Raw genomic sequence first — 12,046 nt, 5'->3', positions numbered from 1 at the left:
CCGTGTTCGCCGGGGCACAAAAGACAGACAGCCGGGAAATCCCGGCTGCGGCGGCGCGGATTTTAGGTGAGGTGCGCGTCCAGCAACTCGCCGACATGCTCGGCGATGGCCAGACAGGCGGTCAGCCCCGGCGACTCGATGCCGAACAGCTCGACCAGCCCGGGCAGGCCATGGCGCTGCGGCCCGTCGATGCGGAAGTCGGCCGCCGACTGTCCGGCGCCGGCCAGCTTGGGACGCACGCCGGCGTAGTCCGCCCGCAAGGCGTCGTCAGGCAGGTCGGGCCAGTAGCGCCGGATGGCTGCGGCCAGGCCGGCCATGCGCCTCGGGTCGACCGCATAGTCGATCTGCCCCGGATCGTCGATGCCTTGCAGCCATTGCACGTCCGGTCCGAAACGCAGTTGTCCGCCCAGGTCCAGCGTGACGTGCACGCCCAGGCCGTCGGCCTCCGGCACCGGATAGATCAAGCGGCTGAAGGGCGAACGCCCGGCCAGGCTGAAGTAGTTGCCCTTGCACAGGTGCAGTCCGGGCAAGGCCGGAGCGTCGTCCGGGCGTGGCCCGATCTGGCGCGACAGCAGCGGCGCCCACAGGCCGGCAGCGTTGACCAGCTCGCGGCAACGCAGCCTGGTCGAGGGCGTGTCAGGGGAGCCAGGGGCGTCATCGAGCGCGCCAACTTCCAGCAGCCAGGCGCCGTCGTGGCGTTCGGCGCGCCGCAGCGGAGAGCCGAGCGCGAGCACCGCGCCGGCCGCCTCGGCGTCACCGAGCAAGGCGGTCATCAGAGCGTGGCTGTCGATGATCCCGGTGGCCGGCGACCAGAGCGCCGCGACGCAGGCCAGCGCCGGCTCGATCGCCCGGGCCTGGGCCGCGCTCAGGTGCTGGAGCGCTTCGCGGTCGTGCAGGCCATTGGCATGCGCCTGATCGGCCAGCCGCTGCAGCTCGGGCAGTTGGTCCTCGGAGGTCGCCACGATCAGCTTGCCGCAACGCTGCATCGGCACGCCGTGGTCGGCGCACCAGGTGCTCAGCAGATGACGACCCCGCACACACAGCCGGGCCTTGAGCGAGCCGGTAGGGTAGTAGATGCCGGCGTGCAGAACCTCGCTGTTGCGCGAGCTGGTGGCGCTGCCCCAGGTCGTCGCGGCCTCCAGGATCACCACCTCACGGCCGGCGCGGGCGAGTTCACGGGCGATCGCCAGCCCAATCACCCCGGCGCCCACGACCACGCAATCGACGTGATCGACGTCATCGGCGCTGGTGTCCAGGTCGATGTCCAGGTCGATCTCCAGGGCGCTTGCAGGCGTCGTCATGGGCTGATTTTGTCGACCTTTGCGACGCAGCGGCGCGCATCCGCATGGCGTCCACGGGCATGGCCCGATGCAATAATTCCGCGCTTATGACGATCACCATCAAGACCGCCGCCGACATCGAGGCGATGCGCGTGGCCGGGCGCCTCGCCTCCGAGGTGCTGGACATGCTGACCCCACACGTGCGGGCCGGCATCACGACCAACGAACTGGACAAGCTGGCACACGACCACATCGTCCACGTCCAGCAGGCGATCCCCGCGCCACTGAACTACACGCCGCCGGGCTACACGCCCTACCCGAAGTCGATCTGCACGTCGATCAACCACCAGGTCTGTCACGGCATCCCGAACGACAAGGCGCTGAAGAACGGCGACATCGTCAACATCGACGTCACCGTCATCAAGGACGGCTGGCACGGCGACACCAGCCGGATGTTTGTGATCGGTGAAGGCTCGATCGCCTCGAAGCGGCTGTGCCAGCTGACCTACGACGCGATGTGGAAGGGCATCCAGAAGGTTCGACCGGGCGTCACGCTCGGCGACATCGGCCACGCCATCCAGACCTTCGTCGAGAACCAGGGACTGAGTGTGGTGCGCGAGTTCTGCGGCCACGGCATCGGCCGCAAGTTCCATGAGGAGCCGCAGGTGCTGCACTACGGCCGCCCCGGCACGCTGGACAAGCTGGTGCCGGGCATGGTGTTCACCATCGAGCCCATGGTGAACGCCGGCAAGCGCGACATCAAGGAAGCCGGGGACGGCTGGACCATCGTGACGCGCGACCGCTCGCTGTCGGCCCAGTGGGAACACACCATCGTCGTGACCGAGACCGGCTATGAGGTGTTGACGGTCTCGGCCGGCAGCCCGCCCATCCCCGCCTTCGTGACCGCCGGGGCTGCGTTGCCCGCTGGCACCTGAGCCCGCCGATCGACAGCCCGCGAGGATCCGGATGGACACCGCCGTCGTGACTGAAACAGCCGCGGCGCTCCGCCCGGCCCTTCCCTTGCCCGAACTGCGCCGACTGGTGCGCGACGGCCGCCTGAGCCTGATCGACCAGTTCCAGCGCGGCCGTGCCTCGGCACCGGCCGCCAGCCGCTTGGTGCGCCTGCTGGCCGAACACACCGACGACGTGCTGGCCCAGCTTTGGGACCAGTCCGGCCTGCCCAAGGGCGCCGCGCTGGTGGCCGTCGGCGGCTATGGCCGGGGCGAGCTCTACCCGTATTCGGATGTCGACGTGCTGCTGCTGATGCCGCACGACCTGGCGCCGGCCGACACCACGTCGGTGGTGGGCGACGAGCGTCAGCATGTCGAGGCCTTCATCACCGCCTGCTGGGACATCGGCCTGGAGATCGGCTCGAGCGTGCGCACCGTCGACGAATGTGTCGCCGAGGCCCTGGCCGATGTCACCACCCAGACAGCGATGCTCGAATGCCGCTTCCTGTGCGGCAGCAAGCGCCTGTTCGAGCAGTTCCGCCGTCGCATCCAGGAGGTGCTGGACCCGGCCGAGTTCATGATCGCCAAGACGCTGGAGATGCGTCAGCGCCACACCAAGTACGAGGACACGCCCTACTCGCTCGAACCCAACTGCAAGGAAAGCCCGGGCGGCCTGCGCGACCTGCAGGTGCTGCGCTGGGTGGCGGGTGCGGCCGGTCTGGGCAAGAGCTGGAGCGAGATGGCCAGCAAAGGCCTGATCACGCGCTTCGAGGCCCGCCAGCTGCAGCGCAACGAAGGCCTGCTGCGCCTGATCCGGGCCCGCCTTCACACCGTGGCGAAGCGGCGCGAGGATCGCTTGGTGTTTGACCTGCAGACCGCCGTGGCCGAGAGCTTTGGCTATGCCTCGACGGCCGAGCGACGTGCCAGCGAAGCGCTGATGCGGCGTTACTACTGGGCTGCCAAGGCGGTGGTGCAGCTCAACCAGATCCTGATGCTCAACATCGAGGAGCGCATCAACGGCATGCACGACGCCGCGATGCGGCCGATCAACGCGAAGTTCTTTGACCGCGGCGGCATGATCGAGGTCGCCAGCGATGACCTCTACGAAAAAGACCCGCACGCCATCCTCGAGACCTTCCTGACCTTCCAGCAGTCCGTCGGTGCCAAGGGCTTGTCGGTGCGCACGCTGCGTGCGCTCTACAACGCCCGTGAGCTGATGGACGCGAAGTTCCGCGCCGATCCGGAGAACCGCCGGCTGTTCATGGAGATCCTGCAGCAGCCGCGTGGCCAGACCCATGCGCTGCGGCTGATGAACGACACCTCGGTGCTGGGCCGCTACCTCTGGGTCTTCCGCCGCATCGTCGGCCAGATGCAGCACGACCTGTTCCACGTCTACACGGTCGACCAGCACATCCTGATGGTGCTGCGCAACGTGCGCCGCTTCTTTATCCCGGAGCACACCCACGAGTACCCGTTCTGCTCGCAGCTGGCGGCCCACTGGGACCGGCCCTGGGTGCTGTTTGTCGCGGCGCTGTTCCACGACGTCGCCAAGGGCCGTGGCGGCGACCACTCCGACCTCGGCGCGATCGAGGTGCGGCGCTTCTGCCGCGACCACGGCATCGACCGCGACGACGCCAAGCTGATCGAGTTCCTGGTCCAGGAACACCTGACCATGTCGCGCGTGGCGCAGAAGGAAGACCTGTCAGACCCCGAGGTGATCCGCACCTTCGCCGAGCGTGTGCGCGACCCGCGTCGGCTGACCGGGCTCTACCTGCTGACGGTCTCCGACATCCGCGGCACCAGCCCCAAGGTGTGGAACGCCTGGAAGGGCAAGCTGCTGGAAGACCTGTACCGCTCGACGCTGCGTGCGCTGGGCGGATCCCAGCCCAACAACGCCGCCGACATCGAGATGCGCAAGCAGGAGGCTCGCCAGATGCTGGCCCTGCATTCGATGCTGCCGGGCTCGCAGGAGGCGCTCTGGCAGACGCTGGACCTGAGCTACTTCGCCCGCCACGACAGCGGCGAGATTGCCTGGCATGCCCGCTCGCTCAAGAAGCGCGTGGACACCGTCACGCCGGTCGTTAGCGCCCGCCTGTCACCGGTCGGCGAAGGCCTGCAGGTGATGGTCTATGCACCCGATCGCCCGGACCTGTTCGCGCGCATCTGCGGCTACTTCGACAGTGGCCAGTTCAGCATCCTGGACGCCCGCGTGCACACCACCCGGGCGGGCTATGCGCTGGACACCTTCCAGGTGATCACGCCCTACATCGACCAGGCCTATCGTGACCTGATCGTGATGGTCGAGACCCAGCTTGCGCTGGCCCTGGCCAGCGACAAGGCCCTGCCGGAACCCGGCACCGGCCGGCTGTCGCGCCGGGTCAAGTCCTTCCCGGTCGCCCCGCGTGTGCAACTGCGACCGGACGAGAAGGCGCAGCGCTGGCTGCTGTCGGTCTCGGCCAGCGACCGCTCCGGCCTGCTCTACCGCATCGCGCGTGTGCTGGCACAACACCGCATCAACCTGCAGCTGGCCAAGATCAGCACGCTGGGCGAGCGGGTCGAGGACACCTTCCTGGTCGACGGCGCCGCGCTGCAGCACAACCGCAGCCAGATCGAGTTCGAGACCGAGCTGCTGGCCGCGCTGGCTTGATCAGGCCGCGTCGTCGGTTTCTGACACCGCGTCGGCCACTGGCTCGGGCGCGGCGACCGGCTCGGGCGGCAAGGTCCAGCCGTCGATGCGCTCGAACACCGCGATCGACTCGACGTGGGCCGTGTGCGGGAACATGTTCACCGCGCCAGCTGCGACGCTGCGGTAGCCAGCCTGGTGCACCAGCAGGCCGGCATCGCGGGCCAGCGTCGCCGGGTTGCAGCTGACGTAGACGATGCGCTGCGGCGGCTGGTAGCCCTCGATCGGCTGCTGTCGAACAGCGGCCAGGGCCCGCACCAGCGCGAAGGCGCCTTCGCGTGGCGGGTCGATCAGCCAACGTTCCGCGCTGCCGTAGGCGGCCAGGTCGGGCGCGGCCATCTCGAACAGGTTGCGGGCCGCAAAGCTGGTGCGATCGGCCAGGCCGTTGCGCACCGCGTTCTCGCGCGAGCGGGCCACCAGCGTCTCGCTGCCTTCGATGCCCAGCACCTCGCGCGACTGCGTCGCCAGGGCCAGCGTGAAATTGCCAAGGCCGCAGAACCAGTCGATCACACGTTCATCGGCTCGCACGCCCAGCAGGCCCAGCGCCTTGACCACCAGCACGCGGTTGATGTGGTGGTTGACCTGGGTGAAGTCGGTCGGCTTGAAGGGCATGGTCAGGCCGAACTCGGGCAGGCCATAGGCCAGTTCGGGGCCGTCGTCCGGGTCCAGCCGGTGGACCGTCTCCGGTCCCTTGGGCTGCAACCACCACTGCACGCCGTGTTCGGCGCCAAAGGCCTTCAGGCGCGCGCCGTCGTCAGCGCTCAGCGGCTCCAGGTGACGCAGCACCAGGGCGGTCACGAGGCCGGCCGGCGAGTCGCCCACCGCCAGCTCGATCTGCGGCAGGCGGTCGCGGGCGTCCATCGAGGCGATCAGCCCGCGCAGCGGCAGCAGCATCGCGCTGACGTGCGGCGGCAGCACCGCGCAGGTCTGCATGTCGGCCACGTAGCGCGACTTGCGCTCATGAAAACCGACCAGCACGACGCCCTTCTTGACGACATGACGCACCGACAGCCGGGCGCGGTAGCGATAGCCCCAGGTCGGGCCTTCGACCGGCCGCAACAGCTGCTCGGGCCGGACCTTGCCGAGGTGCCAGAGGTTGTCCTCCAGCACACGCTGCTTGATGGCGACCTGAGCGGCGCCATGCAGGTGCTGCATCTTGCAGCCGCCGCAGGCACCGGCGTGCAGGCCGAAATGCGGACAGCCAGGGCGCACACGCTGGGCGCTCTCACGCCCGATCTGCACCAGCGTGGCCTGTTCCCAGTTGTTCTTGCGCCGGTTGGTGTGGGCTTGGACACGTTCACCGGGCAAGGCACCCTCGATGAACACGACCTTGCCTTCGGCATTGCGGGCGACGCCCTGCGCTTCAAGGTCGAGCGCGTCGACCAGCAACCATTCGTCCGCAGCAGTCATGGCACAGCCTGGCTTGATGCCCGCGCAGTGCACGGCGGGCGCTGCTGCAGGCGGGTGGGAATCAGCGATTCGGGAGGTAGCGGGCCGGATCGACCGGCTTGCCGCGGCGCCGGATCTCGAAGTGCAGCTGCACCCGGTCGGCATCGGTCGATCCCATCTCAGCGATCTTCTGACCACGCTTGACGGCCTGGTCCTCGCGCACCAGCAAAGCCTGGTTGTGGGCGTAGGCGGTGAGGAAGGTGTCGTTGTGCTTGATGATGACCAGGTTGCCGTAACCGCGCAGACCGGAGCCGGCGTAGACCACGCGACCATCGGCTGCCGCGATCACTGGGTCGCCAGCCTTGCCACCGATCGCCACGCCCTTGTTGCGACTGTCATCGAAGGCCGCGACCACCGCGCCTTGCGCCGGCCAGATCCAGTTCAGGTCGTCATCGCCCTGGGCCGATGCGGCAGCCGCTGGCGCAGGCGTCGGCACCGCCGGGGCAGGCACGGGAACCGGCACCGGCAAGACCGCCGTGCCCGTGGCCGGTGGCAGCGTCTTGCTGTCGGATGCAGGCTTGTCGACCGGACGCGGGGGCGTGACCGCCCGCACGGTGGAAGCACCCGGATCCTGTCCAGGCGGCAGCACCCGCAGCACCTGACCCACCTCGATGCGATCGGGGTTGTCCAGGCCGTTCCAGCGTTGAAGGTCACGCCAGTTCTGGCCGGTTTCCAGGCCAACGCGGATCAAGGTGTCACCCGGACGCACGGTGTAGTAGCCGGGCTTGCCAGCGTTCTCGACGCCGGGTGGAGCCTTGGGAACTTCAGGGCTTGCCGCTGGCGTCGGCGCCGGTGTGGTCTGGCGCACGGCCTGGGTGTAGCGGTCCTCGACGGGCGCCTGCACCTTCGGTGCGCCGGCACAAGCCACCAGCAGCAGCACGCTGGTGCCAAACACGACAAAACGCGCTGCACGGGCAGCGATGGGCTTCAAGGTCATGGGCATCGGGGGGCAGGAATTCCGGTCATCGAGGATGAGCGCCTGGCGCCTTGCGCGGGGTCATCTCAAGCCGGCCTGTGGTCACGGGTGCCGGATTCTAAGGGGACGAAACGGACGGTTTCATGGCGTTGCTCGACCCATCGCCCGTCGGCCATGCGATCGACCACGATCAGCACCTGTTCCCGCGATTCCGGTGCGCTCTGTACGGGCGCGACCAGTCGTCCACCGGGTGCCAGTTGATCGAGCCAGGCCTGCGGGAGGCCGAGTCCGCCCGCTGCGGACACGATGCCGTCGTAGGGCGCGTTGGGCGCATGACCGAGACGGCCATCACCAAAGACCAGACGCAGATTGGCGGGCCGGATCGGCGCCAAGTTCTCGCGGGCCTTGTCGTGCAAGGCCTTGAGGCGCTCGACCGAATACACATTGCGCGCCAGTCCACACAGCAAGGCGGCCTGATAGCCACAGCCGGTGCCGATCTCAAGCACCCGCGACAGTGCCGCGCCACCGGGCCGGGCCCGCAGCAGCGCAAGCATGCGCGCGACCACCGAAGGCTTGGAAATCGTCTGGCCCAGCCCGATGGGCAGGCTGGTGTCCTCATAGGCCTGCGAAACCAGGGCGGGGTCGACAAACAGGTGCCGAGGCACCTCACCGAAGACCCGCAGCACCTCGGCGTCGGTGCAGCCATCCAGGCGGATTCGATCGACCATGCGGGCGCGGAAGCTGGCCGAATCCAGGCCGAGACTGCCATGCGTCCGTGAGGCCATGGGCGATGGAGCGGATGAGGTCCTCGCGGGTGTCACCTTCGACGCCGCGGGGCGGGTGTCATCCAGCGTGAGCGGGAAGCGCTTGCGGCGCGGCGTGTCGAGGTCGCTCATGAACCTCAGGCCGGACCGGCGCGCCAGCGGCTCGCCCAGTTGCCCAGTCGGGCATGGTCGGTGAGGTCGACCTGCAGGGGGGTGATCGAGATCCGGCCGTTGGCGACGGCGTGGAAGTCGGTGCCATCGCCCGCCTCCCGCGCATCTCCGGCGGCGCCGATCCAGTAGATCGGCTCGTCGCGCGGGCTCATCTGGCGGATCACGGGCTCGCTGGCGTGGCGCTTGCCCAGTCGCGTGACCTCGATCGGCGCCTCGGCCGCATCGGCGCGGCTGGGGATGTTGACGTTGAGCAGCCAGTGCTCGCGGGCCCAGGCCGCATCCAGCGCCATGCGCAGCACCCGCCGCATCGCGGCTTCAGCCGCATCGAGGTGGCCCCATCCCTTTTCCGATAAGGAGAACGCGATGGCCGGCACACCGAACAGATAGCCCTCCATCGCGGCGGCGACAGTGCCCGAATAGACCGTGTCGTCGCCCATGTTGGCGCCGTTGTTGATGCCGCTGACGACCAGATCGGGCCGGTCGGACAACAAGCCCGTCATCGCCACATGAACGCAGTCCGACGGCGTGCCATTGACGTAGCGGTAGCCGTTGGATGCCGTGTGGACCGACAAGGGTCTCGTCAAGGTGAGGGCGTTGGACGTGCCGCTCGCGTTCTGCTCCGGCGCGACCACCTCGATCGTTCCGAACTCGCTGCAAACCCTCGCCAGGGCCTGAAGGCCCGGGGCGAGGTACCCGTCGTCGTTGGCTACCAGGATGCGCATGGGCGGATTGTAGGGATCGTGCGGTTTCAGATCGGGAGATGGTTCAACCGTTTGCGCCCCGCGCATCAAGTCAAGCTTCACCTGCAAGAACCCGAAAAACCCTGTATCGGAGCCAGGTCACGGCGTCGTATCGGGTGGCCTCACCCATCCGGCCCCTGGTCCTCGGGGGACAACATACAGGGCCGCCGACGCACGCCGATAATCGCTTGACCGAACGCCGAACACTGCACCGACCATGTCCGTTCCCTTGCCCTTGCGGGCCCTTGTCGTCGAAGAAAACGCCGCCGCTCGCCAGTTCATGGTGCGCGTTGTCAGAGAGAGCTTCAGCGACGACATCGAGTTCAAGGAGGCCGGCGATCTCGAGGCCGCCAGGCAGTTGCTGGGCCTGTCGGCATGCGGCTCGCAGCGAGACCCAGGATGTCTTGGTTTCGATCTGGTGCTGTGCGACCTGGAGTCGGCCGATGGCGACGGACTTGCGCTGCTGGCCCAGCTGAGCGATGACCCATCGATCAAGGTCGCCACCACGCTGCATTCGGACGATGAGCACCTGTTCCCTGCGCTGCAATGTGGCGCCCGCGGCTACCTGCTCAAGGAAGACCGCTTCGAGGTGCTGGTCGAGGAGCTTCAGAAGATCGCTCGCGGTCAGCCTTCCTTGTCACCCGCCATGGCGCGCCGCATGCTGGGTTTCTTCCGCGAGATCGCCGCCTCGGACGCGCCCAGGCCAGCCGGTGCCCGCGATCCTGTGATCGACCTGCTGGCGGAGCGTGAACGAGACGTGTTGACGTTGCTGAGCAAGGGCTACGCGGTCAAGGAGATTGCCCGACAACTGGGCATCGCCTGGTTCGTCGTCAACGACCACATCCGCACGTCCTGGCGCAAGCTGGTCCAGGCCAGTTCGCCGGAAGCGGCTCTGCGACAGGCCAGGCGCACCTTCAACGATTGAGAACGACGGAGGCTCGTATGGGAAGCCAGAGTGGCAGGCCAGCTTGGCGGGCCACCATGCAAAACGCCCGGCAAGCCGGGCGTTTTTTCGTGTGCGGTGGGGTGGCTGATGGGACTCGAACCCACGACCACCGGAATCACAATCCGGGGCTCTACCAACTGAGCTACAGCCACCGCAGAGACATAAAGTATAGCCTGAGACTCTCGACTGTCCAGTCACAGGTGCTGTTTTTCATCGACGCAAAGGGCGTCGATCGACATCAGCGCGCGACGGACGACGCGGCCGCAGCCGGCGCGGTGACCTCGGCCTTGAACTGTTTGCGCAGGGCCTTGTAGTACGCAGCGGTCTCGGCCTGCGTCCAGAGCTGCGCGTATTGAAGCGCGGCGCGCTGCGGCTCCATCACGGCCGGATCGGCACCGAGGACCTTGTTGATGCGGGCGATCGCGTATCCGCCCTGCCCGAGGTCCACGCCCACCCATGCGGGCAGCGTGTCGGTCGCCGCACGCATCACCGCCGTCAACACGGCCTGCGTCTGGCCGCGGGGTTCGAAGCGGGACACCGTCATCGCCGCACCAAGGGCCGCGCCGGCGGGCTGCTGCTTCCAGCTTTCGAGCGCAGCCTTGCCTGCTGCGACGGCGGCAGCGGCGGCCTTCTGGTCGATCACCAGCTGGCGCAGCCGATCGCCGAGTTCTTCCATCGTCTGGCGACGTGAGGGCGCATGTTCGGTGACGTGCACCGCTGCCAGCTGGTTGCCGCCGAGTTCGATGGGCGCCGAGTTGCGCTTGGAGGCCAGCGTCTGCGGGTCGAACAAGGTCTCGATCAGCTTCGGATTACCGAGCAACGGCGTGCTGGCCGGATCACCACGGCCGAACTTGTCGGCCTTCAGGATCGTCAACTTCAGCTTGGTGGCCACGGCCTGCAGGTTGTCTTCCTGCTCGACCAGATCGGTGAACTGTTCAGCCAGTTCGGCATAGCGCTTCTGGGCCAGTTGCTGGCGCACCTCGGCCTCGATCTCGCCACGCACGCTCTCGAAGCTGCGGCGGTCGCCGCCACGGATGTCCAGCACCTCGACGATGTGGAGTCCGAACTCGCTCTCGACGATGCCGCTGAGTTCGCCCTTGCCCAGGCCATAGACCGCGTCCTCGAAGGGCTTGACCATCGCGCCGCGCGAGATCCAGCTCAGGTCGCCACCTTGCGCGGCCGAGCCTGGGTCATCCGACTGCTTGCGGGCCAGCTCGGCAAATGCCTTGCGATCCGCCTTGATCTGCTGGAGCAGGCCTTCGGCCTTGGCGCGGGCCTTGGCCTTGTCGTCGGCACTGGCTGATGAATCGATCTTGACGAGGATGTGGCGCGCGTTGCGCTCTTGCGGCGTCTCGTAGCGCGACACGTTCTCGTCGTAGAACTTGCGGACATCGTCGGCCGCCAGGGTCACGGACTGTGCGGCCGACGCAACGTCGAGCACCACATACTCGAAGGAGACCGTCTCGCGCGACTGGAAGCGGGCCGCGTTCTTCTCGTCGTCGTAGAAGGCCTTCAGTTCGGCATCGCTGACCTGGACCTTGGCGCGCTGGTCCTGGACCGGGAAAGTCGCCACCTGGATCTCGCGTTGCTGGAAATAAGGATCGAGCGCCCGCGTGGTCACGGCGGTCGATGCCGGCACGGAAGCCCCCAGACCCAGCATCACCTGGCGCATCGCCACGTCCTGCTTGAGCTGCTGCGCGAACTGCGCCGAAGTCATGCCGCGCATCGACAGCAGCTCGGCGCGGACCGAGCCATCGGGGTTGCGCAGACTCTCGAAGTTGGGGTCGCTGCGGAACAGCCGCTGCAGACGCTGGTCGGTCGGATCGAGCCTAAGGTCGCGCGCTGCGGCGAACATCACCCGTTCGCGCACCAGTTGCTCAAGCACCTGCTGCCGCACCATCGGGCTGTCGAGCAGCTTGGCATCGACGTTGGGCATGTTCGCGCGCATGCGCTCGGCCTGGTCGCGGTGGGCTGCATCCCATTCGGCCTGCGTGATCGGCTGCCCGTCGACATGGGCGACGGCGAGGTTGCTCTCGTTGAAGCTCTGATAGCCCTGGATGCCGAAGGCGACGAATGACGGGAAGATCACGATCACCAGGCCGAGCTGCAGCAGGCGGTTGTGGCGACGAACGAAATCGAACATGGAG

At 67.6% G+C, this 12,046-nt stretch carries 9 protein-coding genes and 1 tRNA gene; 3 read left to right on the top strand and 7 right to left on the bottom strand.

From position 1 onward, the window contains the following. Positions 1-62: 62 nt before the first annotated feature. Positions 63-1,301: an NAD(P)/FAD-dependent oxidoreductase gene (locus EV685_RS06210; RefSeq protein ID WP_130481143.1), complete on the bottom strand. Its 1,239-nt coding sequence runs from the start codon at positions 1,299-1,301 to the stop codon at positions 63-65. Between the two features lie 86 nt (positions 1,302-1,387). Between EV685_RS06210 and map the strand changes: the two genes are divergently transcribed. Continuing rightward, positions 1,388-2,215, top strand: a complete 828-nt coding sequence (gene map, locus EV685_RS06205; protein ID WP_130481142.1) for a type I methionyl aminopeptidase — start codon at positions 1,388-1,390, stop codon at positions 2,213-2,215. Positions 2,216-2,246: 31 nt separating this feature from the next. After that, a complete protein-coding gene (locus EV685_RS06200) occupies positions 2,247-4,877 on the top strand; it encodes a [protein-PII] uridylyltransferase (RefSeq protein WP_130481141.1) in 2,631 nt (876 codons plus the stop codon). Here EV685_RS06200 and rlmD read toward each other — a convergent pair whose 3' ends face one another. The 4 genes from rlmD to surE all read right to left on the bottom strand — a co-directional run bounded on the left by rlmD (position 4,878) and on the right by surE (position 8,935). After that, a complete protein-coding gene (gene rlmD / locus EV685_RS06195; protein WP_207224774.1) occupies positions 4,878-6,323 on the bottom strand; it encodes a 23S rRNA (uracil(1939)-C(5))-methyltransferase RlmD in 1,446 nt (481 codons plus the stop codon). A gap of 61 nt (positions 6,324-6,384) precedes the next feature. Further along, positions 6,385-7,299, bottom strand: a complete 915-nt coding sequence (locus EV685_RS06190) for a peptidoglycan DD-metalloendopeptidase family protein (protein ID WP_130481139.1) — start codon at positions 7,297-7,299, stop codon at positions 6,385-6,387. A 65-nt stretch (positions 7,300-7,364) separates the two neighbouring features. Beyond that, entirely contained in the window at positions 7,365-8,174 is an 810-nt protein-coding gene (locus EV685_RS06185; RefSeq protein WP_130481138.1) for a protein-L-isoaspartate(D-aspartate) O-methyltransferase, read from the bottom strand. Between the two features lie 5 nt (positions 8,175-8,179). Then, the gene (surE, locus tag EV685_RS06180; RefSeq protein WP_130481137.1) at positions 8,180-8,935 is read right to left on the bottom strand and encodes a 5'/3'-nucleotidase SurE; all 756 of its coding nucleotides are present in this window, start codon (positions 8,933-8,935) and stop codon (positions 8,180-8,182) included. 235 nt (positions 8,936-9,170) lie between these two features. Between surE and EV685_RS06175 the strand changes: the two genes are divergently transcribed. After that, positions 9,171-9,878 (top strand): response regulator transcription factor, encoded by a 708-nt coding sequence (locus EV685_RS06175; RefSeq protein WP_242615451.1) that lies wholly within the window; start codon positions 9,171-9,173, stop codon positions 9,876-9,878. A gap of 97 nt (positions 9,879-9,975) precedes the next feature. Here EV685_RS06175 and EV685_RS06170 read toward each other — a convergent pair. Beyond that, positions 9,976-10,051, bottom strand: a tRNA-His gene (locus EV685_RS06170). 86 nt (positions 10,052-10,137) lie between these two features. Continuing rightward, the gene (locus tag EV685_RS06165; RefSeq protein WP_130481136.1) at positions 10,138-12,042 is read right to left on the bottom strand and encodes a SurA N-terminal domain-containing protein; all 1,905 of its coding nucleotides are present in this window, start codon (positions 12,040-12,042) and stop codon (positions 10,138-10,140) included. Positions 12,043-12,046: the final 4 nt, after the last annotated feature.

The organism is Sphaerotilus mobilis, from assembly GCF_004216565.1.
GTDB lineage: Bacteria > Pseudomonadota > Gammaproteobacteria > Burkholderiales > Burkholderiaceae_C > Sphaerotilus > Sphaerotilus mobilis.
This window is presented reverse-complemented; position numbering and strand designations above follow the sequence as displayed.